This window comes from Streptomyces flavofungini (genome assembly GCF_030388665.1).
Taxonomy (GTDB): Bacteria; Actinomycetota; Actinomycetes; order Streptomycetales; family Streptomycetaceae; genus Streptomyces; species Streptomyces flavofungini_A.
In genome coordinates this window covers 4055691-4080906 of sequence record NZ_CP128846.1, presented here as the reverse complement: position 1 = coordinate 4080906, position 25216 = coordinate 4055691, and the positions used below count along the sequence as shown (strand labels likewise).

Annotated in this window: 21 protein-coding genes; 10 read left to right on the top strand and 11 right to left on the bottom strand. The window is 73.6% G+C overall.

Going from position 1 to position 25216, the window contains the following annotated elements:
- Positions 1 to 86 precede the first annotated feature (86 nt).
- The gene (locus tag QUY26_RS16795; RefSeq protein WP_289947438.1) at positions 87 to 2873 is read right to left on the bottom strand and encodes an NACHT domain-containing protein; all 2787 of its coding nucleotides are present in this window, start codon (positions 2871 to 2873) and stop codon (positions 87 to 89) included.
- A gap of 369 nt (positions 2874 to 3242) precedes the next feature.
- Here QUY26_RS16795 and QUY26_RS16790 point away from each other — a divergent pair, with 369 nt between their 5' ends.
- Entirely contained in the window at positions 3243 to 3923 is a 681-nt protein-coding gene (locus QUY26_RS16790) for a M23 family metallopeptidase (RefSeq protein WP_289947435.1), read from the top strand.
- 112 nt (positions 3924 to 4035) lie between these two features.
- On the opposite strand, the gene QUY26_RS16785 is transcribed toward QUY26_RS16790, so the two are convergent.
- Positions 4036 to 4620 carry a TetR/AcrR family transcriptional regulator gene (locus QUY26_RS16785; RefSeq protein WP_289947434.1) on the bottom strand — a complete coding sequence of 195 codons (585 nt, stop codon included), beginning with the start codon at positions 4618 to 4620 and terminating at the stop codon, positions 4036 to 4038.
- 141 nt (positions 4621 to 4761) lie between these two features.
- On the opposite strand from QUY26_RS16785, the gene QUY26_RS16780 reads away from it, so the two are divergent.
- Positions 4762 to 6375, top strand: coding sequence for an MDR family MFS transporter (locus QUY26_RS16780; RefSeq protein WP_289947432.1), 1614 nt, complete (start codon positions 4762 to 4764; stop codon positions 6373 to 6375).
- A 167-nt stretch (positions 6376 to 6542) separates the two neighbouring features.
- Positions 6543 to 6965, top strand: coding sequence for a helix-turn-helix domain-containing protein (locus tag QUY26_RS16775; protein WP_289955766.1), 423 nt, complete (start codon positions 6543 to 6545; stop codon positions 6963 to 6965).
- Here the strand turns inward: QUY26_RS16775 and cseC are convergent.
- The 5 genes from cseC to QUY26_RS16750 all read right to left on the bottom strand — a co-directional run bounded on the left by cseC (position 6917) and on the right by QUY26_RS16750 (position 11755).
- Positions 6917 to 8374 (bottom strand): two-component system sensor histidine kinase CseC, encoded by a 1458-nt coding sequence (gene cseC / locus QUY26_RS16770; protein WP_436840512.1) that lies wholly within the window; start codon positions 8372 to 8374, stop codon positions 6917 to 6919. The genes QUY26_RS16775 and cseC overlap by 49 nt on opposite strands.
- A 44-nt stretch (positions 8375 to 8418) precedes the next feature.
- Complete coding sequence (cseB, locus tag QUY26_RS16765) at positions 8419 to 9132, bottom strand: two-component system response regulator CseB (protein ID WP_289947428.1); 714 nt, start codon at positions 9130 to 9132, stop codon at positions 8419 to 8421.
- A gap of 164 nt (positions 9133 to 9296) precedes the next feature.
- Positions 9297 to 9938 carry a hypothetical protein gene (locus tag QUY26_RS16760; protein ID WP_436840344.1) on the bottom strand — a complete coding sequence of 214 codons (642 nt, stop codon included), beginning with the start codon at positions 9936 to 9938 and terminating at the stop codon, positions 9297 to 9299.
- Positions 9926 to 10483 (bottom strand): SigE family RNA polymerase sigma factor, encoded by a 558-nt coding sequence (locus tag QUY26_RS16755; protein WP_289947424.1) that lies wholly within the window; start codon positions 10481 to 10483, stop codon positions 9926 to 9928. The genes QUY26_RS16760 and QUY26_RS16755 overlap by 13 nt, the downstream gene beginning before the upstream one ends.
- A 339-nt stretch (positions 10484 to 10822) precedes the next feature.
- Positions 10823 to 11755 (bottom strand): A/G-specific adenine glycosylase, encoded by a 933-nt coding sequence (locus tag QUY26_RS16750; protein ID WP_289947422.1) that lies wholly within the window; start codon positions 11753 to 11755, stop codon positions 10823 to 10825.
- A gap of 452 nt (positions 11756 to 12207) precedes the next feature.
- Here QUY26_RS16750 and QUY26_RS16745 point away from each other — a divergent pair, with 452 nt between their 5' ends.
- Together QUY26_RS16745 and QUY26_RS16740 are read left to right on the top strand one after the other, a co-directional pair.
- On the top strand, positions 12208 to 13785 hold the full coding sequence (locus tag QUY26_RS16745; protein WP_289947421.1) for a sensor histidine kinase: 1578 nt from the start codon (positions 12208 to 12210) through the stop codon (positions 13783 to 13785).
- A complete protein-coding gene (locus QUY26_RS16740) occupies positions 13782 to 14462 on the top strand; it encodes a response regulator transcription factor (protein ID WP_289955765.1) in 681 nt (226 codons plus the stop codon). Before QUY26_RS16745 ends, QUY26_RS16740 begins: the two co-directional genes overlap by 4 nt.
- 18 nt (positions 14463 to 14480) lie before the next feature.
- Here QUY26_RS16740 and QUY26_RS40930 read toward each other — a convergent pair whose 3' ends face one another.
- Entirely contained in the window at positions 14481 to 15485 is a 1005-nt protein-coding gene (locus QUY26_RS40930) for a phosphatase PAP2 family protein (protein WP_354670690.1), read from the bottom strand.
- A 239-nt stretch (positions 15486 to 15724) separates the two neighbouring features.
- Between QUY26_RS40930 and QUY26_RS16730 the strand changes: the two genes are divergently transcribed.
- On the top strand, positions 15725 to 16552 hold the full coding sequence (locus QUY26_RS16730) for a hypothetical protein (RefSeq protein ID WP_289947419.1): 828 nt from the start codon (positions 15725 to 15727) through the stop codon (positions 16550 to 16552).
- A 190-nt stretch (positions 16553 to 16742) separates the two neighbouring features.
- Here QUY26_RS16730 and disA read toward each other — a convergent pair whose 3' ends face one another.
- Positions 16743 to 17867: a DNA integrity scanning diadenylate cyclase DisA gene (gene disA / locus QUY26_RS16725; RefSeq protein WP_030361002.1), complete on the bottom strand. Its 1125-nt coding sequence runs from the start codon at positions 17865 to 17867 to the stop codon at positions 16743 to 16745.
- A gap of 90 nt (positions 17868 to 17957) precedes the next feature.
- Entirely contained in the window at positions 17958 to 19367 is a 1410-nt protein-coding gene (gene radA / locus QUY26_RS16720; RefSeq protein WP_289947408.1) for a DNA repair protein RadA, read from the bottom strand.
- Between the two features lie 209 nt (positions 19368 to 19576).
- Here radA and QUY26_RS16715 point away from each other — a divergent pair, with 209 nt between their 5' ends.
- Positions 19577 to 21394 carry a BACON domain-containing protein gene (locus QUY26_RS16715; protein WP_289947404.1) on the top strand — a complete coding sequence of 606 codons (1818 nt, stop codon included), beginning with the start codon at positions 19577 to 19579 and terminating at the stop codon, positions 21392 to 21394.
- Positions 21395 to 21491: 97 nt separating this feature from the next.
- On the opposite strand, the gene QUY26_RS16710 is transcribed toward QUY26_RS16715, so the two are convergent.
- Entirely contained in the window at positions 21492 to 22445 is a 954-nt protein-coding gene (locus tag QUY26_RS16710) for a hypothetical protein (RefSeq protein ID WP_289947401.1), read from the bottom strand.
- A 92-nt stretch (positions 22446 to 22537) separates the two neighbouring features.
- Between QUY26_RS16710 and QUY26_RS16705 the strand changes: the two genes are divergently transcribed.
- The 3 genes from QUY26_RS16705 (at position 22538) to QUY26_RS16695 (ending at position 25185) form a co-directional block, all read left to right on the top strand.
- Positions 22538 to 23470, top strand: a complete 933-nt coding sequence (locus QUY26_RS16705; RefSeq protein WP_289947399.1) for a Ppx/GppA phosphatase family protein — start codon at positions 22538 to 22540, stop codon at positions 23468 to 23470.
- Between the two features lie 267 nt (positions 23471 to 23737).
- Positions 23738 to 24562, top strand: coding sequence for a sugar phosphate isomerase/epimerase family protein (locus QUY26_RS16700; RefSeq protein WP_289947398.1), 825 nt, complete (start codon positions 23738 to 23740; stop codon positions 24560 to 24562).
- Positions 24559 to 25185 carry a TetR/AcrR family transcriptional regulator gene (locus QUY26_RS16695; protein ID WP_289947395.1) on the top strand — a complete coding sequence of 209 codons (627 nt, stop codon included), beginning with the start codon at positions 24559 to 24561 and terminating at the stop codon, positions 25183 to 25185. The genes QUY26_RS16700 and QUY26_RS16695 overlap by 4 nt, the downstream gene beginning before the upstream one ends.
- Positions 25186 to 25216: the final 31 nt, after the last annotated feature.

The window sequence follows — 25216 nt, the reverse complement described above, 5'->3', positions numbered from 1 at the left end:
GTCGAGGGTCGCTCGGGGGGTGGGGTGCGGGAGGGGGATCGGGGGTGGGTCATCCGAACGTGTGGGGGTGGGGCGGGTGTTCGGGGTCAGTAGGAGAACAACGTCAGGTGTGGGGGCAGCGCCCTGGCCTGGTCTGCCCAGGAGGTGGGGACGTGCATGCGCTGAAGGTGGGGAAAGCATGCCGGGACCCATTCCACGTCGCCGAGCTCCGCGTCCCTTCCGGCCGGATAGAGCATCAGCTCCGTGACGCCGGGCAGCGACAGCCCGGGAGGCACGTCGGCGAGGCCGTCGATGGACAGGCCCAGCGTTTTGAGGTGGCGCAACGCGTGCCGTGCCGCCGGCGAGAGGCGGGTGAGCGAGCACGAGAGCACCAGATAGGTGGGTTCGCACGCCACGAGCAGGGGGGACACGGCCTCGGGTGACACCGACCTACGGACATCCAGGAGCTTGGGGTGCAGGCCGAGCCTGAGGAGCTCTTCGACCTGCTCGTCCGTGGTGAGCGTGAAGTTCGTCCGGCCGTCGTCGAGCTTGCTGATCACCCCGTCCGCGTACGACCGGCAGTCGAAGCGGCTCCAGCCCCACATCAGCTGCCTGCGTACGCCGTCGCGGGGGTCGTCCGCGTACCGGGTGAGGAGGGGGATCGCCGCGTCCGAGTGGATGTGGGTCGCCGCGATCGCCGCATTCCGCGCCTCGTCGTCGTTCAGATCGGCAAGGCTCGGCAGCAGATCGAGCACCATCGGCCCCACTGCCCCCAACGCCCGCGCGCTGTCAGGCGTCCGTGGCGGAATCAGCTCAGCCGTCCTCCGCTCCACCTCCCCCCGCACCGCGGGCGCCAGCTCCGCCGCGTGCTCCAGGCAGGCCGCGGCGAGCAGGTGCGCCCGCGTGCGGGCGGGCGAGTCGGCGGCGTAGGAATCGCCCCGCGCGAGCAGGTCCCCCAACAGCTCCGCCCGTTCCCGAGGCCGTGCCTGCGCCACCGCCATCCGGATGACGTCCTCCCACTGGTCGTCGGCCGCGTGCCCGGCGAGGACCCCGAAGTCGCCCTCCTCGACCGCCGCCCGCGCGCCCAGGAAGTCCTGGAAGGTGCGGTGCACGAACTCGACCGTCCCCGGGCCGGGTTCGCGGAGGAGGCCGCTGCGGTGGAGGAAGTGGGTGTAGACGGCCTCCGCGTCGCCGAGGGCGGCGAGTTCGGGGACAGCGGGCAGGGCGTCGCCGATGATCGTGACGGCGCGGGTGCGGTCCATGGCCGTGCGGCCGTTGCGGATGAGCCAGTAGGCGAGGCGTTGGAGGAGCTGGAGCTGGGGCTCCTCGCGGAGTTCGGGGACGGCCATGTGGCGTTCGCGGTCGCGGCGGATCAGGAGCATGGACAGGGCGGCCGTGTAGAGGTCCTTGCGGCCGAGGGGGAGGAAGCCGCGGCGGTCGCGGTGCAGGGCGCAGACGAGGCCGCACATCAGCGGGTTGGTGGCGAGCAGGCCGAGGTCGGGCTTGGTGCGCACGGCTTCGAGGAGCTGGGCCTCGTACGCGCGCAGGGCCTGGTCCTCGTCCGGCGCGCCCGTGGCCGCCGCCGTGTGCCAGCGCCGGATGAACGCCGTCACGTCCGCCCCGCTCATCGGCGCGAGGGTCAGCTCGGTGAAGTCCTCGTCGGTGAGCCAGTCCTCCCGTACGGCGGAGGGCCGGGACGTCACCAGCCAGCGGTTGCCGGGGTAGGCCTCGATCAGGTCGGCGAGCCACGCGCGGGTGCGGGCGCGTTCGGCGTCGGGGACCTCGTCGATGCCGTCGACCAGGACCAGGGCGCGGGCGTCGGTGAGGACGCGGGCCTCCCAGCCGTCGGGCTGCGTGCCCGCGAGCGGGGAGCCGACGGCGGTCAGGAAGTCCTTGGGGGCGGGGAGGCGCTCGCCGTGGCGGGTGAGGGTGCGCAGGGGCAGGACGAAGGGGACGCGGTCGTGGAGGTAGCCCATGCGCGCGGCGTTCTCGCCGAGGTCCGGGCGGGCCGCACAGACGGCGAGCCACTGGATCAGAGTGGTCTTGCCGGAGCCCGCCTCGCCGCGCAGGAGCACCCGGTCGTGGGTGGCGAGGGCCTCGTCGGCGGGGCGGGGCGTCGGGTCGAGCCGGGCCTCGAAGACCTGGAGCCAGTCGTCGTCGACCCGGACGTCGCCCAGGTGCCGTCCGTGTGCGGTGGCCGTCAGGCTCAGATAGGCCGCGTCCAGGGGCCACTTGCCGGGTGAGTCGGCGAGGTCGATGCCGAAGATCGTGAGTTTGCCGTGCTTCTTCGCGATGTACGCGAGGTAGCGCTGCTCGAAGGCCACGTCCCGTGCGCCGGGGAGGGGGTCCCTGGCGATCAGCTCGTCGACCTTGGCGATGAGTTCCGCCTGGCGGCGGCTCTGCTCGACGAGAGTGCGGGCGACGAACGCGGACCGCTGGGTGAAGAAGTTCAGGACGTGCAGGCAGGCCGTGTCGAGGAGGCGGTGGTAGAGGTGGGTGGCGTCGGCCGAGAGGTCCCGGGTCGGGTCCCCGCCCGCCCGGTGCAGCCGGGCCGCCAGCTCCTCGTGGCCGAGGGACACCGCCTCCACGTCGGTGAGCGTGAGGGTGCCGAGGGCGAGCAGCGTCCGGGTCAGGGCGTGGCCGACGGCTTCTTCCTCGTCGTGGGGGAGGGGGCGCTCGCCGGTGCGGACGGCCTGGCGGACCAGGGCGGTGACGAGGCGGCGCACGTCCTGCTCGGCGAGGTCGCGCCGCTCGCCCCGGAAGGACACCAGGGCGTCGATCCGTACGGGTTCCGCCACCAGGCCGGCGCCGGGTCCTGGCCGTACGAAGAGCTTCTTGATCAGCGGGGTGACGACACCGGACGCGATACGGACGCCAATGGCCGCGGGATCCATGGCCGAGAGCGTAGTCGGCGTCACATTCGGGGGTGATGGATCTTGCGCCCCGGTGACATGACGCACAGGGCATACATCACATACGAGGCGGATTAGTGGTGCTTTTCGGCCGCCGGTGCGGGACTTTCGGCCTGGAACCGGCTGCTTCGGGGGCCATCGGCGGACGGCTCCGGCGGTGATCGCGGGCGGGCCCGGGTACGGCCGCCGCTAGTAGAGGGGCGTTTTGGGGCCGGGGCGGGGTGGGGGTTACCAAGGGATGGCCATCCGGCATGCGCAGTGAGCGTGCCGGATTCCCTTTTGCCCGCAGTACCCCCGTAGAGCCGGTACTCCCGTACCGCGTCCCCTTGCCGTGTCCCCGGAGGTTCCCCCATGTCGAAGCGCGCCAAGTCCCACCATTCCGGCCCGTCCCCGCGTCGCACCCGGGCGGCCGTCATCGCCGCCGGTGTCGGCGTCACGACGGTGCTCGGAGCCGGGGTCGCGGCCGCAGCCGACACCAAGGGCGGGGAGCGGTCCGTGACCGCGTCCTCCGTGGGCGCGCAGGCCGTCGCCCAGGCCAAGGCCGCCGAGCAGGCGAAGCGGGCCGCGGCGAAGAAGGCCGCGCAGGCCGAGCAGGCCGCCGCGAAGAAGGCCGCCGCCTGGCAGGACCCGGTCGACAACTACCGCCTGTCCGCGAGCTTCGGCCTCGGCGGCAGCATGTGGGCCAGCAAGCACTCCGGCCAGGACTTCGCCGTGCCGGTCGGCACCGTGGTCAAGGCCGTGCACGCCGGTACGGTCGTCAAGGCCGGCGGCAACGGCGCCGGTGACGGCCCCGCGTACGGCAACGCCGTGGTGATCAAGCACGCCAACGGCACGTTCTCGCAGTACGCGCACCTGTCGAAGGTCGAGGTCCGCCCGGGCCAGGCCATCGCCACCGGCCAGCGCATCGCCCTGTCCGGCAACACCGGCAACTCCAGCGGCCCGCACCTGCACTTCGAGATCCGTACGACGCCGAACTACGGCTCGGCCGTCAACCCGGTCGCGTTCCTGCGCGCGCAGGGCGTGCGCGTCTGATCCCGCGCCCGTGCGAGCGGGGCGTGTACCCGTGCGAGCAGGGCGTGCGTCTGTGGCCGCGCCCGTGTGAGCGAGGCGTCCGCGTCTGATCCCCCGCGCGCGACGCCCCGGCTCAGGTGCCGTTGTGCGCCTGGGTCACCAGATCGATGGCGACTTCGAGGATGGCCTTCCGCTTCTCCTCGGGGTCGCCATCGTTGCCTTTGAGCACGAACATGCCGCCGTGCATGGTGAACAGCGCGCTGAAGCAGCGCACCTGCGCGGTCATCGGCGTCGACGGGTCGTCGTGGCTGAGGATGTCCAGGAGCTGGAGCATCCGGTCCTTGAAGCTCTCGCCCGTCTTCAGGTCCCGCATCGTCGCCTGGTTCTCCTGCATGAAGCGGAAGAGCGGGGCGGCGTCGGTGAGGATCTCGCTGTAGCGGGTCAGGATCGCGCGCTTGGTCTCCAGTGTGCGCGGCTGCTCCTTGCCCCAGGCGATCAGCTCGTCGATGGGCCGCGTCAGATCGTCGAAGATGCTGGTGAGGATGTCCTCTTTGGTCTTGAAGTGGTAGTACAGAGCCGCTTTCGTGACGTCCAGGCGCTCCGCGATCTCGCGCAGTGACGTCTTCTCGTACCCCTGCTCCGCGAAGAGTTCGAGCGCCACGTCCTGAATGCGCTGGCGGGTGTCCCCGCGGCGCCGCTGCCTGCCTGTGCTGCTCATGGTGGCGATCCTCGCACTTCTCCCCGGCACCGCTCGAACTTACTTGACGCCCGGCTAGTTAGGGGTCTACTTTCCTCTACTGTAGCCAACTTGCCGGGCGGCAAGTAAGTAGGGAAGAGCGCGGAGCGGGGAGTGGTGACCATGGCGGCGGACACGGCGAGGCGGAAACCGGTGGAGCAGGGCGAGGCGGCCGAACCGAAGCCGCGCAGCGTACGGGTGGTGATCTTCGCCCTGATGGTCGCGATCCTGCTCGCGATGCTCGACAACATGATCGTGGCCCCCGCGATGCCGACCATCGTCGGTGACCTCGGGGGCCTGGAGCACCTGTCCTGGGTCGTCACGGCGTACACGCTCGCGACCGCCGCCTCCACCCCCATCTGGGGCAAGATCGGCGACATGTACGGGCGCAAGGGCGCCTTCCTCGCCGCCATAGTGATCTTCCTGATCGGCTCCGCGCTCAGCGGCCTCGCTCAGGACATGGGGCAGCTCATCGGCTTCCGCGCGATCCAGGGCCTCGGCGCGGGCGGCCTGATGGTCGGCGTCATGGCGATCATCGGAGAGCTCGTCCCGCCGCGGGAGCGCGGCAAGTACATGGGCATGATGACCGGCGTGATGGCGGTCGCGATGATCGGCGGCCCGCTCGTCGGCGGCACCCTCACCGACCACCTCGGCTGGCGCTGGGCCTTCTACATCAACCTGCCGCTCGGCATCGTCGCCCTGTTCATGGTGAGCGCCGTCCTGCACCTGCCGAAGAAGCGCGCCGAGGGCCGCATCGACTACCTCGGCGCCGCGCTGCTCACCGTCGGCATCACCTCGTTCGTGCTGGTCACCACGTGGGGCGGGACGGAGTACGCCTGGGGCTCGGCCGTGATCATGGAGCTGATCGGGCTCGGTGCCGCCTCCCTCGTCGGCTTCTGGTTCGTCCAGCGCAAGGCCGCCGAGCCGGTCATGCCGCTGCACATCTTCCGCAGCCGCAACTTCTCCCTGATGTCCGTCGTCGGCTTCCTCACCGGCTTCGTGATGTTCGGCGCGATGCTCTTCCTGCCGCTCTACCAGCAGGCCGTGCAGGGCGCGTCGGCCACCAACTCCGGCCTTCTCCTGATGCCGATGCTGCTCGCGATGATGGCGGTGTCCATGGTCGCGGGGCGGTTCACCACGGCCACCGGCAAGTACAAGGTGTTCCCCATCGCGGGCAGCGTCCTGATGGCCGTCGGGCTCTTCATGCTCGCGCAGATGGACACCGACACCTCGCGCGTCACGACCGGGATCTACATGGCCGTGCTCGGCGCCGGCATGGGCTGCCTGATGCAGATCACCATGCTGGTGGCGCAGAACAGCGTCGAGATGAAGGACATGGGCGTCGCCTCGTCCTCGGCCACGCTGTTCCGCACCCTCGGCTCGTCCTTCGGCGTCGCGATCATGGGCGCCCTGTTCAACAACCGCGTCCAGGACGAGATGGCGAAGGCCGGGAGCGGCGGCGTCGCCAAGGTCACCGAGCACTCCGCCCAGCTGGACGCGGCGAGCCTCGCCAAGCTGCCCGAGGCGGCGCGGGACGCCTACCAGCACGCGGTGTCCGCGGGGACGCACGTGGCCTTCCTGCTCGCCGCCGCGATGGCCGTGGGCGCGCTGATCGCGGCGTTCTTCGTGAAGGAGACGCCGCTGCGCGGGTCGGCCCCCGCCGACAAGAAGCCGGCCGGTGACGCGGATGGGGACTCCGCGCGCGGGGAGCGGCAGCCGGTCGCAGAGTCCGTCTGACCCGCTGCTCCGCCCGGTCCGCGGCCCCCCGGCACTTCGGTGCCGGGGGGCCGTTGTCAGTGCCGCGTGCCGGCATCGAAGGCGTCGAGAGACTCCGCCGGCTCCGCCTCGCGATGGACGCGAAGTACGCGAAGTACGCGAAGTACGCGATGGACGCGATGGACGCGATGGACGCGATGGACGCGAAGGACGCGAAGGACGCGAAGGACCGCGACTGGGCCGACCCCGCCCTCGACCTGACCGCGGTCGCCGCCCACGCGGGGTACTCGCGCTACCCCTCCCCGCGCGCCTTCAAGGAGGCGTACGGGGAGACGCCCGGGCGGTATCCGTCGCGCCGCCGCATCGAGCGCGCCGAGGACATGCTCCGCTCGGCCGACCTGTCCGTGACGGACATCCGCATGCTGGTCGGCTCCACCGGCGTCGGCACGTTACGGAGACGGGCGGGTGCCGACTGCCCGGCCCTCGCGCCGGACGCCCGGTCCGTCCCGACCCCCGTGCCCGTCCCGCCCCAGGCCCCCCTTGGCCCCCGTGCCCGTCCCGCCTACTTCTGCCACTTAGCGGGCTTCTCCGGCAACTGCAGCATCGGGTAGCTCCCGGTGTTCGTCGGCGCGTGCTCCGGCAGCCACAGGACCGCCACCGCCCCCTCGGCGGGCTCCTCCGACGAGGCCCCCGGCGGCCGGATGTTGCGGAAGGTCAGGCGGGCGCCGAGCACCCGCGCCTGCCCGGCCGCGATCGTCAGGCCGAGGCCGTGCCCGCGCCCCGCGCGGTCCGCGGAGCCGGTGCGGAAGCGGGAGGGGCCCTCGGCGAGCAGCGCCTCGGGGAAGCCGGGGCCGTGGTCGCGCACCCGGACCACGCGGCCCTCGACGCTGACCTCGATGGGCGGCTTGCCGTGCTTGGCGGCGTTGGCGACGAGGTTGCCGAGGATGCGCTCCAGGCGGCGCGGGTCGGTGGTGACCTCCGACTCGTGCACGATCGTCACTTCCACGTCGTGGCTCAGCAGGGCCATGCGGCGGCTGACGAACTCGCCGAGCGTGATGTCCTGCAGCTCGGCCCGCTCGGACGCGGAGTCGAGGCGCGCCACTTCCAGTACGTCCTCGACGAGCGTGCGCATGGCCTGCGCCCGGTCCTTGACCAGCTCGGTCGGCCGTCCCGGCGGCAGCAGCTCGGCGGCGGTGAGCAGCCCGGTCACGGGGGTGCGCAGCTCGTGCGCGATGTCGGCGGTGACCCGGCGCTCGGCTTCGAGGCGCTGCTTGAGCGCGTCGGCCATGGCGTCCACGGCCTCGGCGAGGTCGTCGGTCTCGTCGCGCACGCGCCCGCCGATGGCCTCCCGTACGGACACGTCGGTGTTGCCCTGGGCCAGCTCGCCCGCGGCCGTCGCCGCCTTGCGCAGGCGCCGGGCCAGCTGGCCGCCGATGAGCACGCCGAGCGCGCAGCCGCCGAAGACGACCGCGATGGAGCCGATGACGAGGGCCTGGTCGAGGTCCTTCATGATCGTGGTGTTGCGGTCGGCGAACCGGCTGTGCACCGAGAGGACGTGGCCGTCGCTGAGCGGCACCGCGCCCCAGATGTCGGGCACGCCGTCGCCGTGTTCCTGTACGAAGGTGGCGCGCCGTCCGGTGAGGACCTTCTGCCGCAGTTCCTTCGGGAGCTGCGGGTCGTCGATCCTGGTGCCGTAGATGGCGCTGGTGGTGCGGCGCGCCTCGTAGTTGCGCTGGGCGATCTGGACGCGCTCGTCCTGGAGGTCGCGGGCGTTGTCGAGCATCGACACCCAGGCGGCGTTGTGCACGACGAGGCTCAGCGCCACCGCGACGAGCGCGCCGACCAGGCCGATGGCGGCCGCGATCTTCCAGCGCACCCCGGTGCGCAACCGGGCGCCGACCAGCGACCGCAGCCGCTCCGGGAACGGCAGGCCCTGTGGGCCGCGCGGCTTGCCCGGCCCGGCCGGCCGCCGCAGCCGCGCCCGCAGTCCCCCGGTGAACCCGGACCGTTCCCCGTTCATGCCTGTGCCCATGGCAGACCCCTGTGTCCCCCCACGCCGCGAGCTCACGCCTTGAGCTTGTATCCGAACCCGCGGACCGTCTCGATGCGGTCCTGTCCCACCTTCGTCCGCAGCCGTTGCACATGCACGTCGACCACACGCGTGTCGCCGCCCCAGCCGTAGTCCCAGACGCGCTCCAGGAGCTTGTCGCGGGACAGCACGGTGCCGGGCGCGGAGGAGAACTCGAGGAGCAGCCGCATCTCCGTCGGCGTGAGCGCGACGGGCTCGCCGCCCCGGCGCACCTCCATGCCCTCGGTGTCGATCTCCAGGTCGCCGAAGGTCAGCACGCCGCCGTCGGGGCTCTGGCCCTGCTCGGCGGCGGGCGCGGCCGAGCCGGGGCCGCTGGCGTGCCCGAAGCGGCGCAGGACGGCGCGGATGCGGGCCACCAGGACGGCGCCGTCGAACGGCTTGGTCACGTAGTCGTCGGCGCCCGCCTCCAGGCCGAGGACGACGTCGATGGAGTCGGCCCGCGCCGACAGCATGATCACCGGCACCGTCGACTCGTCCCGGATGCGGCGGCAGAGGCTGACGCCGTCGAGGCCCGGCACCATCACGTCGAGCAGGGCGATGTCGGGCCGGTCCGCCCGGAACGCCTCTAGGCCCGACAGGCCGTCGGGCATGGCGGTGACCTCGAAGCCGTCGCGCTCCAGGGCGAGCTGCGTGGCCTCGCGGATGACGTCGTCGTCCTCGACGAACAGGACATGGGTGTGTTCTGCCATCGGGTGCTCTCAGTTCCGGTCTCGGTTCGGGGGCGGTCGGGGGCGGTCGAGGGCGGTGGGAGTCGGCCTGGCCGGTCGGGGGCGGCCCGATGGGTCCGGGCCGGTCCGGGGCCGTCGGGGTGGTCCCGCGGGCGGGTGGCGGTCAGGTCGGCGGCGCGTCGGTCCTACGACGGCTCGTCCGTGCTGGTGCTGTAGTTGTTGCGGGTGCGGTCCTGCTCGGTGAAGCGGCTCGTCGACCAGTGGTAGGTGATGATCTCTTCTCCCGTCGGGTCCGCCACCGAGCCGTCCTTGCCGAACATCTGCTTGCTGACGACCAGGTCGCCGCGGTCGATCTCGGCGTACACGGGCGGCTGCTCGTCGGCGAAGACATTCTCGTACCTCTTGCCTTCGGGGCGGTACACGTAACTGCCGATGCCCACCCTGTCACCGCAGGTCAGGACGTTCACGACGACGTCGTCCGACGCTGCTCCGGTCAGGTTGCCGTAGGCGACGTCGACGGGGTACTCGTCGGCGGCGCACGGCTTCAGGTCGCGCTTGACGGCCAGGCTGACCTTCGGGTCGTCCTTGACGAGCTGGACCGCGTCGACGCTCTTCGGGGTCGGCGACGGGGAGGCCGAGGGCGTGGTGGACGGAACGGCGCCGACATGGGCCGGGCCCTCGTCGCGGGTGCCCGAGCCGCCCGTGGAGCAGCCGGTGACGGCGAGCAAAAGGCCGAGGGCGGCGAGCACGGCCACCGCCGCACTCCCCGCCTTCCACTCTTTCGTGGCCCGGCCCGCTGGTCCGGTCCGGGCACTCAGGCCGCGCAACGCTCCCGCTCCTCACGTTCGAACATCCGTGCGGCGGGCCCCGTCGACTCGTCCGCGGCACGGCTCTCCAGCTCCTGCCGGAGCCGCGCGAGCGCCCGGTGCAGCGTGCTCTTGACCGTGCCGGCCGACATGCCGAGCGCGGCGGCCGTCTCCTCGGTGGACATCTGCTCCCAGTGTCGCAGCACGACGACGCTGCGCTGCTTCGGGGCGAGCACCTTCATGATGTCCATCAGCAGGGCGCGGTCCGCGTGCTGCTCGGTGGAGTCGTCGACGCAGGCGTCCGGCAGCTGCTCGGTGGGCACCTCTTCGAGCTTGCGGGCGCGCCACCACTCGGTCCGCGTGTTGATCATGACGCGGCGCAGGTAGGCGTCCGCGAGCCGCTTGTCGGCTATGCCGTCCCAGCGGCCGTACGTCCGCACGAGCGCCGTCTGCAGCAGGTCCTGGGCGTCGACCGGGTCAGGGACGAGCCGCCGGGCGCTGCGCAGCAGGGCGTCCTGCCGAGTGCGGACGTACTCTTCGAACTCGAGCACCTCGCCGTGCGCCATACCCAACCGCCTCCGATCCCGTTCGTCCCCGACTGCCCCCGGTCGATTCCCGGGTGCCTCACGACCGCTGTCGCCTTGCCTGTGCGGTACGAGGAAGAAGTTACGGAGGGCGTGTCACGGCGCCATGCGGAGCAGCGCGCGACGGACGCACGGCTGTACGTCGGTTGTGTAACAGAAGTAGGCCGGGAGTAAACCAGCAGGTGGGTGTGGGGTCAGATGCCCTTTTTGTCGCTGGTTTCGTCGCTGGTTTCGTCGCTGGTTTCGTCGTGGTTTCGCTGTGGGTTCGCCGCTGGTTCTTGTCAGTCGGCTGTGATGTGAAGGCCGGGGGCGACGCGGGCGTCAGGTCAGCGGCAGCCGGTAGTACCCGTCCGGCAGCGGCTCCACCAGCCCGTCGGAGACCAGGCCGTCCAGGGCGCGGGCCCGCTGCACCGGCTCGTCCCACACCCGGTCGAGCGCGGACTGCGGCACGGGCGATACGGCCTCGCGCAGCACCGCGAGGAGCTTGCCGCGGACCTGGCGGTCGGTGCCCGCGTACGTCTGGCCGCGGCGGGCGGGCCCCTCGTGCGCGGGCTTTCCCGCCGCCAGCCAGGCGCACTGCGCGGCCAGCGGGCAGCGCGCGCAGTTCTCGTTCTTGGCGCTGCACACCAGCGCGCCCAGCTCCATGGAGGCGGCGGCCCAGCGGGACGCGGTGCGCTCGTCCTCGGGCAGCAGCGCGCGGGCCAGCTTGCGCTCGGCGGCGGTGGTGGCGTTCGGCGGGTACTGCACGCCGGTCACGGCCCGCGCGAAGACGCGCCGCACATTGGTGTCGAGCACGGCGTGCCGCTGCCCGTACGCGAACGACGCGACGGCCGCGGCGGTGTACTCGCCGATGCCGGGCAGCGCGAGCAGCTGCGCGTGCTGCGCCGGTACGTCGCCGCCGTGCCGCTCCGTTATGGCGACGGCCGCCCCGTGCAGCCGCAGTGCCCGCCGCGGATACCCGAGCCGCCCCCAGGCCCGCACGGCCTCCCCGGGCGCCTCCTCGGCGAGGTCGGCCGGGCGCGGCCAGCGGGCCAGCCACTGCTCGTACACGGGAAGCACCCGGCTCACCGGCGTCTGCTGCAGCATGAACTCGCTGACCATGACGCCCCAGGGCCCGGCGTCCTCCCGCCGCCACGGCAGATCGCGCGCGTTGGCCTCGAACCAGGCGATGACGGGGGAGTGGAACTGCTCGTCCAGCGAACGGGGGTCGGCGGTGCCGGCGCTGACGAGATCGGCGGCGAGTGCGGTCGGCATGGGGACGATCCTGCCACGTGGGCGGGGGGCGGCGGGCCAACGGCACGGGTGGGCCGCGGGCCCGGCGTACGGGGGTGAGGCGGGTGTCCCCTCCGGGTGGGCCGGGGTTGCCACCGGTCGGCCTGCGGCCTCGTCCCCGGCCCTCGGCCCCCCGGCCCCCGGCCCCCGGGCCTCCCCCCTCCCGGCGACCGGAGCCGACCCCTCACCACCCGGTGCCGTGGCCCGCCGCCCCTCGGGCGCCCCCGCCCATCCACCCGAACGTGTGCGTAGGCGAGTGAGGGCGGGTGGGTGGGGACTCCGCCGCGAAGGGGTGGACGCCGCCGCCCTCAGCGAGGGAGAGCCGACGGGGACGGGGGCTCCGCCGCGGAGCGGTGGACGCAGCCGACCCCGCCGGGGGAGACCTGACGATCGGCAGGGGCGGGGGGCTCCGGGCGGCACGTACCGTCGGCGGGGTGAAGAGCCCTCGCACGAAGGACGTCGCCCTCTGGGCGGCCCTCGCCGTGCCCGCGGTGAGTGCCGACGCGATCGGCCTGAACGAGCCCCGCCCGCTGTGGGCCCGGTTCACGGGCCTGGCGGTCCTCGCCGTGGCCACGGCGACCTGGCGCGCCCGCCCGGCCACCGCCTTCCTCCTCGTCGCCGCCCTCGCCCTCACCGCCCCCGCCCTGTTCTCCGTCTCCTACGGCCCGGCCCTCGCCACCCTGGCCCTGCTGCTCGGCAGGCACGGCACCCGTGCCCGCCCGGCGCTGCTGGCCTTCGCGGCGGTCTGGGCGGCGGGCACGGTCAGGATCCTGGTCCGGGACGTGGACCCGGTCGTGGAGTGGCTGGTGCTCATGGGCACGCTGCTGTTCGGCGTGGTCTTCCCCTGGCTCGCGGGCCGCTACTGGCGCCAGGGCCGGGAGCTGGCCGCCGCGGGCTGGGCGCGCGCCGACCAGCTGGAGCGAGAGCAGCGCATCGTCGCCGACCGGGCCAGGCTGCGCGAACGCGCCCGCATCGCCCAGGACATGCACGACTCCCTCGGCCACGAGCTGAGCCTGATCGCGGTCCGCGCGGGCGCCCTCCAGGTGGCCGCCGACCTCCCCGCCCACCACCGGGCAGCCGCGTCCGACCTGCGCGAGGCCGCCGCGACGGCCACCGACCGGCTGCGCGAGATCATCGGCGTGCTCCGGGACGAGGGCGACGAGAGCGCCCCGCTCGCCCCGCCCGGCGAGACGGTGGCGCAACTGGTCGCGCGGGCGGCGGAGTCGGGCCTTTCGGTGCGGTACGAGGACGACGGCACCGAAGCGTCCGACGGCGCGGGCCGGATCGCGTACCGCGTGGTCCAGGAAGCCCTGACCAACGCCGCGAAGTACGCGCCGGGCGCCCCGGTCACCGTCACGGCGGCGACCGGCACCGACGCCACCACCACGATCGAGGTCACCAACGGCCCGCCCCCGCACGCCGATTCCCCCCGTCCTGCCCCGCCGGAGGGCGGCTCGGGCCTGGCCGACCTGCGGGCCCGGGTCGCGGCGGGCGGCGGCACGCTGACGGCGGGACCTCGGGGCGGCGGGTTCCGCGTCCGGGCGCGGCTGCCGGAGTCCGGAGCGGCACCCCGCCCCGCGGCACCCGAGCCGGTGCCGCCGCCCCCGGGCTCCGTCCTCGCCCACGCCCGCCGCCGCACCGCCCTCACCTTCGGCGCCGCCGTCGCCATCGGCACCGTGCTCGTCGCGGGGGCGTTCACCTGGTACGCGTACACGAGGACGCACTCCGTCCTGCGCCCCGCCGACTACGCGTCCCTGCGCGTCGGCCAGCCGCAGTCCGAGGTCGCCGCCGTGCTCCCGGACCGCAGCGTCACGGACCCGCCGGTGGAGCGCGCGCCGACCCCGCCGCCTCCGGGCGCCGACTGCCGCTACTACCGCTCCAGCGGGGAGCTCTTCACCTCCCTCACGCACTTCAGGCTCTGCTTCGACGACGGAAGGCTGGTGGACAAGACAGTGATCCCCAAGGCGGGCGCGGACCGGAGCATGCGGCGGGAGGCGGCGTGGGCGCGGTGATCCGGGTGCTGCTCGCCGACGACGAGGCGATGATCCGCGCGGGTGTGAGCGCCATCCTCGCGGCGGGTCCCGACATCGAGGTGGTCGCGGAGGCCGCCGACGGCCGCGAGGCGGTCGACCTGGCCCGGGCCCACCGCCCCGACGTGGCGCTCCTGGACATCCGCATGCCGCGCCTGGACGGCCTGGCGGCGGCGGAGGAGATCGTGCGGACCCTGCCGGACACGGCGGTCGCGATGCTCACGACGTTCTCCGAGGACGCGTACGTGGCACGGGCGCTCGGCGGCGGCGCCACCGGCTTCCTCCTGAAGTCCGGCGACCCGCACGAACTCATCGCGGGCGTACGGGCGGTGGCGGGCGGCGCCGCGTTCCTCTCGCCGCGTGTCGCGCGGCAGGTCATCGACGGCTTCGGCGCCCGCCGCCTGGCGCGCGGAGCCGAGGCGCGCGCCCGGGTCGCGCTCCTGACGCCCCGTGAGCGCGAGGTCCTCGGCCTGGTCGGCGCGGGTCTGTCCAACCCGGAGATCGCCGCGCGCCTCCACCTGGTGGAGGGCACGGTCAAGGCCTACGTCAGCGCGGTTCTCGACCGCCTGGAGGTCAAGAACCGCGTCCGTGCGGCGGTCGTCGCGTACGAGGCGGGCCTGGTGACGGACGACGGCGCCGGGGAGTCCGGGCCGGGGTGAGTCCGGCCAACTCCCGCTTCAGGAGCGGGGGTCGGGCCCCTGCGGCCGGTACTGCGGCTGCTGACCGTACGGATCCTGCCCTTGGTACGAGCCCTGCCCCTGGTACGAGCCCTGGCCCTGGTACGGGCTCTGCCCCTGGTGGGCGTCCTGGCCCTGGTACGAGCCCTGCCCCTGGTAGGCGTCCTGGCCCTGGTACGCGCTCTGCCCTTGATACGGATCCTGGTACGCGTCCTGGTGCGTGCCCTGCCGCGCACCCTGCTGCGCGCCCCGCCGCGCGTCCTGGTGGCGGCGCAGCGTCATCGTCTGCTCCTGGGGCTGCTCGGCGCGCGCGGGCCGGTACGGCAGCGAGTTCTGGTACGGCCCCGACTGCGGCGGCACGAACTGCCCGACCCCCGCGGCCGGGGCCGCCGCCGGGCGTGTGTCCTCGCCCGCGAACCACCTGACCACGCCGGTCCGCGACCCCCGCATCGCCTCCGTGACCCGGGTCACGGGCCGGGTGGCGAGCTTGACCGCGAGGAACGCCACGACCGCGCCGAGGACCAGGCCGACGGCCACGTCGTGCGGGTAGTGGACACCCACGAACACCCGCGAGAACGCCATGAGCACCGCCATCGGCAGGGTCAGGGCGGCGATCCGGGGCCAGGCGAGGGCGAGGCCCACGGCGGCGGCGCCCGCGATCGTCGAGTGGTTGCTCGGGAACGACCAGTCGCCGTGCGGCGGGCACTCCACGAGCGGCGTGAGCGCGCCGGACACCGCCCGGCACGGCCGCTCCTCCTCGATGAAGGACTTCGCGGTCTCACTGATGACGTACGCGAGCGCCGTGCCGAGCGGCGCGAGGACCGCCACCGCGACGGCACCCGGATCCCCCCGGCGCGCCCGCCACCAGGCCACGACGAACAGCACGCCGAAGAGCAGCAGACCGAGTTCCGTCCACACCTCCGCGAGGTGCTGCACCCACGAAGGTGTGTCGTGGGCGAATTCGGTGACGTCCAGGTAGAGGCCGGAAGAATCCATGGTGTCCATGATTCCGGACCGTACGCAGTGGTCCGGCACCCCCACATCCGGCGAGGGGCGCATCGTGGACCTGACGAAAGTCAGGGGTGGCTGCCGTCGAGAGGGCGCGGCAGGGGCGCCGCGGGACGCGCCGGAGTGCCGTTCCGGGGCCTTCGGGCGGGCCTGTCCGGGATGATGATCCGCAAAAGTTGTGGCCTGAGGCGGCGGGTGGGGCAGGACAACGCCCGGTTCTCTCGTAAGGTTTGGGCGTGGGATCTCTGCGCAATCCGATCGGGCCGCTTCCCTCCTCCATCTACTGGCGTCGGAGGGCCGTCCTGCTGTCCGTCGTCGGACTCCTCGTGCTACTTGTCGTATGGGCCCTGGCCTCGGGCGGAGGCGGCGGGGACAACGGCGCTGACGGTTCGTCGGGCAACGGCCCCGCGACGTCCATCACCCCGGGGCCCTCCGGCTCCGGGCCCGCGATCAGCGAACACCCGGGCGGCCGGGACGAGTCGGAGGGCGAGGACGGCGGGGGCGACGGCTCCGGCGGCTCCGGTGGCTCCGGTGACTCGGAGGGGTCCGGCTCGGGCGGCTCGGACTCCGGCGGTTCGGATTCCGACGGCGGCTCCGGCGGCGCGGGCGACGCGAAGGGCGGCGGCGGGTCGGGCGCGCGGCTCCCCGCCGGGTCCTCCCTCGCCAACTGCACGCCCGGCGCGGTCAAGTTGAAGCTGCGCAGCGTGCGGAACTCGTACGCGCCCGGGCAGAAGCCGAAGCTGGAGCTGACCGCCGTCAACAGCGGCGGGAAGGCCTGCAAGGTCGACCTGGGCGGCAAGGGCACCGTCGTGACGATCACCCTGGCCGGTGCGGACGACGCGATGTGGTCCTCGAACGACTGCCCCGGCGCTTCGGCGAGCCTGCTGTTCAAGGTCCCCGCGAACGGCCACGTGACGCACTCCCTGGAGTGGGACCGCAAGGCCAGCGCCCCCCAGTGCGCGACGCCTCCCGCGGACGGCGCGAAGCCGGGCACGTACCTGGTGGAGGCACGGGCGGCGGGCCTGGGCGGCGACCGGGCGTCGTTCGTGCTGACGAAGGACTGACGCGTCACGCCGCCCGGGGCCGGGCGGCGTGACGGTTCCCTCGACGGACCTCGACGGACCTCGACGGACAGGGGCACGGGTGGGCGCGCCGCCGCGCAGCGGCGGAAAGAGGGCAAGCCCAGGACGAGGGGGCCCTGAGCCCCAGCGGGCCGCAGGCCGACGTACCCGCCGCACGCACCGAGCCGGACGGCTACACGTACCGCTCGAGGATCGAGGACTCCGCCAGCCGCGAGAGGCCCTCGCGGACACTGCGCGCCCGCGCCTCGCCGACCCCGTCCACCGTCTGGAGGTCGTCCACGCTCGCGGCGAGCAGCTTCTGCAGGCCGCCGAAGTGCTCGACGAGGCGGTCGATGATGGCGCCGGGCAGCCGGGGCACCTTCGCGAGCAGCCGGAAGCCGCGCGGCGACACCGCGGAGTCCAGCGTCTCCGGCGAGCCCGTGTACCCCAACGCCCGCGCCACCGTGGGCAGTTCGAGCAGCTCGGCGTGGGTGAGGGAGTCCAGCTCGGCCAGCGCCTCGTCCACGGTGCGCGAGCGCTTGGCGGTGGGCTCCGGCACGTAGTCCCGGACGACCAGCTCGCGCTCGGGCTCCACGCCCGCGATCAACTCGTCGAGCTGGAGGGTCAGGAGACGGCCGTCCGTGCCCAGCTCGACCACGTACTCGGCGATCTCCTTGGCGATGCGCCGCACCATCTCCAGGCGCTGCGCGACCGCGGTGACGTCCCGGACCGTCACCAGGTCCTCGATCTCCAGGGCGGACAGCGTGCCCGCGACCTCGTCGAGGCGGAGCTTGTACCGCTCCAGGGTGGCGAGGGCCTGGTTGGCACGTGACAGGATCGCCGCCGAGTCCTCCAGGACGCGGCGCTGGCCGTCCACGTAGAGCGCGATCAGGCGCATCGACTGCGAGACCGACACGACGGGGAAGCCGACCTGCTTGCTGACGCGGTCCGCCGTGCGGTGCCGGGTGCCCGTCTCCTCCGTGGGGATGGTCGGGTCCGGGACCAACTGCACGCCCGCGCGCAGGATCTTCGTGATGTCCTTGTCGAGCACGATGCCGCCGTCGAGCTTGCACAGCTCACGCAGGCGCGTGGCGGTGAACTCGACGTCGAGGACGAAGCCGCCCGTGCACATCGACTCGACGGTCTTGTCCGAGCCGAGCACGATGAGCCCGCCCGTGTTGCCTCGGAGGATCCGCTCCAGGCCGTCGCGCAGGGCCGTGCCCGGCGCGACCGCGCTCAGGGAGGCGCGCATCAGCCCGTCGGCACCGGAGCCTCCACCGGGCTTGCCGGGAACCGCTGCCCGGTCGTTGGCTGCCACTGCACTCCTCCGGTCGCAGGTTGTCCAAGCCCTCCCCCACACGCCTCGATACGCCTTGCTTCGTACGGATGGGCGAGACCAGGGCAAAGTCTACCGGCGGTCCTGGTCCTGGCGTGGGGCCTCTTGACGACGCGATCTCGGAAGGACGCGCAGCGCGTCGCCCATGTCGGCGACTTCGGTGACCTTCATACCGGGCGGGACCTTGCCCGGATCGGCCGGAACGAGCGCGTGCGTGAAGCCCAGGCGGTGGGCCTCGGCCAGTCTGCGCTGCACGCCGGTGACCCGTCTGACCTCGCCCGCGAGACCGACCTCGCCGATCGCGACGAGGTTCTTCGGCAGCGGGGTGTCGCTCGCGGCGCTGGCGAGGGCGAGGGCCACGGCGAGGTCGGCGGCGGGCTCCGACAGCTTCACGCCGCCGACCGTGGCGCTGTAGATGTCGCGCTTGCCGAGCGCGGTGATGCGGCCGCGCTGCTCCAGGACCGCCAGCATCATCGACACGCGGGACGTCTCCAGGCCGGACGTGGTGCGGCGCGGGGAGGGGATCTGCGAGTCGACGGTGAGCGCCTGCACCTCGGCGACCAGGGGGCGGCGGCCCTCCAGGGTCACCGTCAGACAGGTGCCGGGGACCGGCTCGTCGCGGCGGGTCAGGAACAGGCCGGAGGGGTCGGCGAGGCCCGTGATGCCCTCGTCGTGCAGCTCGAAGCAGCCGACCTCGTCCGTCGTCCCGTACCGGTTCTTCACGCCGCGGACCAGGCGCAGGCGGGCGTGCCGGTCGCCCTCGAAGTGCAGCACCACGTCGACCAGGTGCTCCAGGAGGCGCGGGCCCGCGATGGCGCCGTCCTTGGTGACGTGACCGACCAGGAGCGTGGACATGCCGCGCTCCTTGGACGCGCGGATGAGGGCGCCCGCGACCTCGCGGACCTGCGCCATGCCGCCGGGCGCGCCGTCGATCTCCGGCGAGGCGACCGTCTGCACCGAGTCCAGGATCAGCAGCGAGGGCTTGACCGCGTCCAAGTGGCCGAGGACGGCGGCCAGGTCGGTCTCCGCGGCGAGGTACAGGTGGTCCGCGATGGCGTTGATGCGGTCGGCGCGCAGCCGGACCTGACTGGCCGACTCCTCGCCCGTCACGTAGAGCGTGCGGTGGTCGTCCGTGGCCGCCTTCGCCGCGACGTCGAGCAGCAGCGTGGACTTGCCGACGCCCGGTTCGCCCGCGAGCAGCACCACGGCGCCCGGCACCAGGCCGCCGCCGAGGACGCGGTCCAGCTCGGCCACGCCGGTCGTGCGGGCGGTGGCGCTGCGGCCGTCGACCTGGCCGATGGGCAGCGCGGACGAGGTGACTCGGCCCGGCGTCGTCGTGCGCACCGCGGGCGCGCCGTACTCCTCGACCGTGCCCCACGCCTGGCACTCGGGGCAGCGGCCGAGCCACTTGGCCGTCTGCCAGCCGCACTCCGTGCAGCGGTAGGACGGCCGGTCCTTACTGGATTTCGTACGGGCAGCCATGCACGAACCGTAGCCGCCACCACTGACAACGCGGACCGCGCCGGCAGCCGGCCGGGGTGCCCCTCGGACGCCTCGAACCCCTCCCTTTCGAACGGACAACGGAATCATGTCTTCCTGTCCCCTTTTGAGGGATCTGTTCACCCGTAAGGATTAAATGTGCTGAAGGGGGCAGAAGGCGCCTGCATCATGCGCCTAACTTCGCACGGGTGATGAGCAGCAGCCCGGAAACCCCCACGTACACCACCGGCGCGCACCGGGCGCACCCGGGTGCCCGCAAGCGTGTGGTGCCGCGCACGGTCGCCCAGGCGCCGCCCGCGCACTACGAACCGTTCCTGGACGGCCTGTTCACGTACTGCCTGTCGGTGCTGTGCGACCACGACGCGGCGACCGCCGCGCTCGGGGACGTCCTCGTGCTGGCCGAGCGGCGTGGCGCCCGGCCCGACGGCGACACCCGTGCCTGGCTGTACGCGCTCGCCCGCTGGATGTGTCTGCGCGCCCTCGCCGAGGCCAAGCAGCGCGGGCGGCACGGAGCGCCGTCCGGGGGCGGTTCGGCCGGCGGCGACCAGGCCAGAGCGGGCGCCTCCGCGGCGGCGGGCCCCGCGTCGCCCGCCGCCCAGGCCACCGGGTCCGCCGGGTCCGCCGCCCAGGACCCCGCCGCCCCCGGAGCCCCGGCGGCTCCCGCCGCTCCCGTGGACGAGATCGCCCGCGCCCGCCGCCGCGAACTGGCCCAGCTCGCCTGGCCCGAGGCCGCGGGGACCACGCCCGAGCAGCGCGAGGCCCTGGAGCTCGCCGTCCGGCACCGGCTCTCGGCCAAGGAGGTCGCCGCCGTCCTCGGCCTCGACCCGGCCGCCGCCCGGGACCTGCTCGCCTCCGCCGCCTGCGAGGTGGAGCGCACCCGCGCGGCCCTCGCCGTCGTCGAGACAGGCACCTGCCCGATCGTGGCCCGCCTCACCGGCGACAACCAGGTCCTGCTCGGCACCGCCCTGCGCCGCGAGCTCGTCCGGCACGTCGACGACTGTCCGCAGTGCCGCCGCACCGCCGAGCGCACGGCGTCGAGCGCCTGGCCCGGCACGGCCGTCACCCCGGCCGCGCTGCCCGTCATCGCCGCCCCGCGCGCGGCCCTGCACCACGCCATGGCCCACACCCCGCGCGCCCGGGGCAGAACCCGCGGCGGCGGCCCGCGCTTCGACCGGCGCGGCTTCCCGATGGACCCCAAGGACCACGCCGCCCGCCGTGAACGCCTGCGCGCGCGTGCCGTCACCACCACGGTCGTCGCCACCGTCGTCGCCGCCCCCGTCCTCGCCCTCTGGGCGGCCTACCGCGGCGCCCCGCTCACCGGCGAGGGCCGCGACGGCCGCTCCGCGAGCGCCGCCGAGGCCGACGACGGCCCCGGAGGCCGGGGGGCACGGGACCGGGAGGACTACGAGAACGCGGGCAACGCCCGCACCACGCCCGACCGCTTCCGCGACGGCCGCGGCGGACCCGGCGTCGCCGTGGAGGTCATCAGCCCCGGCGGACCCGCCGGTTCGGGCCCCGGCGCCGGACGCATCGGCGTCCAGGCCCGCTCGCACGGCGGCGTCACGGTGATCACGCTGACCGGCGGCGGCAGTTCACCGGTCCGCTGGTCCGCGAGCACCGGGGCGTCCTGGCTCGCCCTCAGCCAGTCCTCGGGAACGCTCTCGCCCGGCGAGACCGTGACGATCAGGGTGTACGTCGACGCCGACCGCGAGCCCGCGGGCCACTGGAGCGCCCGCGTCACCATCGCCCCCACCGGAGCCGTCATCTCCCTCGAGGGCTACGGCAGTTCCACCCCGCCGGACCGCCCCGGCAACCCGGGCCCCCGCCCGACGGCAACCCGCCCGGGCCCGTCCGACCCGGACCCGACCCCCACCCAGGGCAACCCCACACCGACACCCTCCGACCCGGACCCGACCCCGACGACCTCGGCACCCCCGGACCCGACCCCGACCCCGACGGACCCGGCCCCGACGACACCTCCGGCGGGCGGTGACCCCGGCCAGGGCTGAGGCCGGCCCGAGGGTGAGACGAGCGACGGCGGCAGAGGGGCACGGGGAACTGCGCGCTCGGCCCAGAACCGCCCCGCACCCGCCCCCGGCGAACCGCTCAACGGCGAGAAGCCGTACCCACCGGATCCGCGGGATGCGGAGCGATCAGCGGCAGCTGCGAGGCAAGCCGCGCCTCGCACAGCTCGACCAGGCGGTCGTAGCCCTCCTTGCCCATCAGCTCGATCAGCTCCGGCCGATAGGACACGTACACCGGGTCCCCCGCACCGTGCGCCGAGGTCGCCGACGTGCACCACCAGTGCAGATCGTGGCCTCCGGGCCCCCAGCCCCGCCGGTCGTACTCCCCGATCGACACCTGGAGGACCTTCGTGTCGTCGGGCCGCTCGATCCACTCGAACGTGCGCCGCACCGGCAGCTGCCAGCAGACGTCCGGCTTGGTCTCCAGCGGCTCACGCCCCTCCTTCAGCGCCAGGATGTGCAGCGAGCAGCCCGCGCCGCCCGCGAACCCGGGCCGGTTCTGGAAGATGCACGAGCCGTTGTACGGCCGGGTCTGGCGCTCGCCGTCCTCGTCCTGCGACACCCAGCCCGACGCGGTGCCCACGTCGTGGTGCTGCCAGATGTCCGGCGTGAGGCGCGCCACGTAACCCGCGACCCGCTTTTCGTCGTCCTCGTCGGAGAAATGGGCACCCAGAGTGCAGCAGCCGTCGTCGGCGCGGCCGGCCTTGATGCCCTGGCAGCCACTGCCGAAGACGCAGTTCCAGCGGGAGGTGAGCCAGGTCAGGTCGCAGCGGAAGACCTGCTCGTCGTCCGCCGGGTCCGGGAACTCCACCCAGGCGCGCGCGAAGTCCAGCCCCTGCTCGTCCTGGACCGCGCCGCCCGCGGCCGCCCCGGCGCCCTTCGCGGCCTTGCCCGCCTTCTTCGCCTTCTCGGCCTTCCTGGCCTCCTTGGCTCCCTTGGCTTCCTTGGCCTTCCGCTCAGCCTTCTCCGACCTCGAGGACTCCGATGACTGCGACGGCTTCGATTTGTCGGACTTCGCCTTTTTCGTCTTTGGCACGTCTCCAGGGTATGCGCGCCCGTGTGTCCCCGGAGACCAGTGACGCCCGCCCGGACGCCGAGAGCGGCCCCGGGCGCAGTAGCGTTCCGTACATGAGACTCGGTGTCCTCGACGTGGGTTCGAACACGGTGCATCTGCTGGTGGTGGACGCCCACCCCGGCGCGCGCCCGCTGCCCGCGCACTCCCACAAGGCCGACCTGCGGCTTGCCCAACTCCTCGACGAGGCGGGCGCCATCGGCCCCGAAGGCGTCGATCTGCTCGTCGCCACGCTGCGTGACGCTCTCCAGGCCGCGGAGGACAAGGGCGTCGAAGACCTCCTCCCGTTCGCCACCTCGGCCGTGCGGGAGGCGACCAACGCCGACGACGTGCTCGCCCGCGTCCGCGCCGAGACCGGCGTCGACCTGCAGGTCCTCACGGGCACCGAGGAGGCGCGGCTGACCTTCCTCGCCGCCCGGCGCTGGTTCGGCTGGTCCGCGGGCAAGCTGCTCGTCCTCGACATCGGCGGCGGCTCCCTGGAGATCGCGTACGGCATCGACGAGGAGCCGGACGCCGCGGCCAGCCTGCCGCTCGGCGCCGGGCGCCTGACCGCGGCCTGGCTGCCCACCGACCCCGCCGACCCGGCCGACGTGCGCGCCCTGCGCCGCCACGTCCGTGCCCAGATCGCCCGCACCATCGGCGAGTTCAGCCGCTTCGGCAGCCCCGACCACGTCGTCGCGACCTCGAAGACGTTCAAGCAGCTGGCCCGGCTCGCGGGCGCCGCGCGGTCCACGGAGGGCCTCTACGTACAGCGGGAGCTGAAGCGCAAGTCCCTGGAGGACTGGGTCCCGCAGCTCGCCGCCATGACCACCGCCGAGCGGGCCGAGCTGCCCGGGGTGTCCGAGGGCAGGGCTGGACAGCTGCTCGCCGGGGCACTCGTCGCCGAGGGCGTGATGGACCTCTTCGGCGTGGAGTCCGTGGAGGTCTGCCCGTGGGCGCTGCGGGAGGGCGTGATCCTGCGCCGCCTGGACCACCTGCCGACGGACTGACGGACGGCCGCCTGCCGACGGCTCGGCGCGGGAGGCCGAGCCCGGCACGAGGAAGCGACCGGCTCGACGGAAGAGACCGGCACGAGGAAGAGCCCGGCACGACGGACGGGGCGGGCTAGAGGGACGATCGAGGGAGGGTCCGGATTGGCGCACCGCGAAGGGCCCGGTTCGACACGCGGGAAGGGCCCCCGCGCCCGGGTCCCCCGACCCCGGCCGGAGGCCCACCACCCCCGCCCCGCCGCCGGGGGCACCCCGTACGCTGTCCCCGTGGTGGAACCAGTCGTGCGCATCCCGGACGCGAAGGTCGCCCTGTCGACGGCCTCCGTGTACCCGGAGTCGACGGCGACGGCCTTCGAGATAGCGGCGCGCCTCGGGTACGACGGCGTCGAGGTCATGGTGTGGACGGACCCCGTCAGCCAGGACATCGAGGCCCTGCGCCGCCTCAGCGACTACCACCAGATCCCCGTCCTCGCGGTGCACGCCCCCTGCCTGCTGATCACCCAGCGCGTCTGGTCCACCGACCCCTGGGTGAAGCTCCAGCGCGCCCGCGCCGCCGCCGAGAAGCTGGACGCGTCGACGGTCGTCGTGCACCCGCCCTTCCGCTGGCAGCGCGGCTACGCCCGCGAGTTCGTCGAGGGCATCTGGCGCATGGCCGACGAGACGGACGTGCGGTTCGCCGTGGAGAACATGTACCCCTGGCGGTACCGCGACCGCGAGATGCTCGCGTACGCCCCCGACTGGGACGTCACCAAGGACGACTACCGCCACTTCACCATCGACCTGTCGCACACCGCGACCGCCCGCGTCGACGCCCTCCAGATGGTCGACCGCATGGGCGACCGGCTCGGCCACGTCCACCTCGCCGACGGCAAGGGTTCCGCGAAGGACGAGCACCTGGTGCCAGGACGCGGCACCCAGCCCTGCGCCGAACTCCTCGAACGCCTCGCGACCAGCGGCTTCGACGGTCACGTCGTGATCGAGGTCAACACCCGGCGGGCCATGTCGAGCGCCGAGCGCGAGGCCGACCTCGCCGAGGCGCTCGCCTTCACCCGGCTGCACCTGGCGTCGGCGGTGAAGGTGCCGCGGTCGTGACCGGCGAGGCCCCCGCCCCCGCGCCCCGGCGCCGGGGCCGCCCCTCCCGCAGCCAGACCGAGCAGGGCCCCGCCATGCGCGAGGTGATCCTGGAAGCGGCCCGCGAACAGTTCTCCGAGCGCGGGTACGAGAAGGCGTCCGTACGCTCCATCGCCAAGGCGGCGGGCGTGGACTCGGCCCTCGTGCACCACTACTTCGGCACGAAGGAGCAGGTCTTCGCCGCCGCCATCGAGGTGGCCTTCGCGCCCGCCCTCGCGGCGCCGACCGCCGTCGCCGAGGGCTCGCTCGACGACGTCGGGGAGCGCCTGGCCCGCTTCATCCTCGGCGTCTGGGAGGACCCGAAGACCCGTACGCCGCTGCTCGCGATCGTCCGCTCCGCCGTCAACAACGAAACGGCCGCCGCGGTCTTCCGCCGCCTGATCTCCACCCAGCTCCTGGCCCGCATCGCCGAGCGCCTCGACCTGCCCGACGCCGAGCTGCGCGCCGAGCTGGCGGCGGCGCAGCTGGTGGGGACGGCGATGCTGCGGTACGTCATCCAGGTCGAGCCGCTGGCGTCGGCGGACGTGGAGCAGATCGTGGCGCGGCTGGCGCCGGTGGTGCAGGGGCATCTGACCGGGCCGTAGCCGCCGGGGACGGCGCGTCGGCCGCCGGTGA

What these genes read in the sequence shown, in the direction of transcription:
- cseB (WP_289947428.1), bottom strand. Translation starts at nt 9,132, where the DNA reads ATGGCAGAACACACCCATGTCCTGTTCGTCGAGGACGACGACGTCATC.
- QUY26_RS16705 (WP_289947399.1), top strand. Translation starts at nt 22,538, where the DNA reads ATGAGACTCGGTGTCCTCGACGTGGGTTCGAACACGGTGCATCTGCTG.
- QUY26_RS40930 (WP_354670690.1), bottom strand. Translation starts at nt 15,485, where the DNA reads ATGGACACCATGGATTCTTCCGGCCTCTACCTGGACGTCACCGAATTC.
- QUY26_RS16750 (WP_289947422.1), bottom strand. Translation starts at nt 11,755, where the DNA reads ATGCCGACCGCACTCGCCGCCGATCTCGTCAGCGCCGGCACCGCCGAC.
- QUY26_RS16785 (WP_289947434.1), bottom strand. Translation starts at nt 4,620, where the DNA reads ATGAGCAGCACAGGCAGGCAGCGGCGCCGCGGGGACACCCGCCAGCGC.
- QUY26_RS16715 (WP_289947404.1), top strand. Translation starts at nt 19,577, where the DNA reads ATGAGCAGCAGCCCGGAAACCCCCACGTACACCACCGGCGCGCACCGG.
- QUY26_RS16780 (WP_289947432.1), top strand. Translation starts at nt 4,762, where the DNA reads ATGGCGGCGGACACGGCGAGGCGGAAACCGGTGGAGCAGGGCGAGGCG.
- QUY26_RS16790 (WP_289947435.1), top strand. Translation starts at nt 3,243, where the DNA reads ATGTCGAAGCGCGCCAAGTCCCACCATTCCGGCCCGTCCCCGCGTCGC.
- QUY26_RS16795 (WP_289947438.1), bottom strand. Translation starts at nt 2,873, where the DNA reads ATGGATCCCGCGGCCATTGGCGTCCGTATCGCGTCCGGTGTCGTCACC.
- radA (WP_289947408.1), bottom strand. Translation starts at nt 19,367, where the DNA reads ATGGCTGCCCGTACGAAATCCAGTAAGGACCGGCCGTCCTACCGCTGC.
- cseC (WP_436840512.1), bottom strand. Translation starts at nt 8,374, where the DNA reads ATGAACGGGGAACGGTCCGGGTTCACCGGGGGACTGCGGGCGCGGCTG.
- QUY26_RS16775 (WP_289955766.1), top strand. Translation starts at nt 6,543, where the DNA reads ATGGACGCGATGGACGCGAAGGACGCGAAGGACGCGAAGGACCGCGAC.
- QUY26_RS16755 (WP_289947424.1), bottom strand. Translation starts at nt 10,483, where the DNA reads ATGGCGCACGGCGAGGTGCTCGAGTTCGAAGAGTACGTCCGCACTCGG.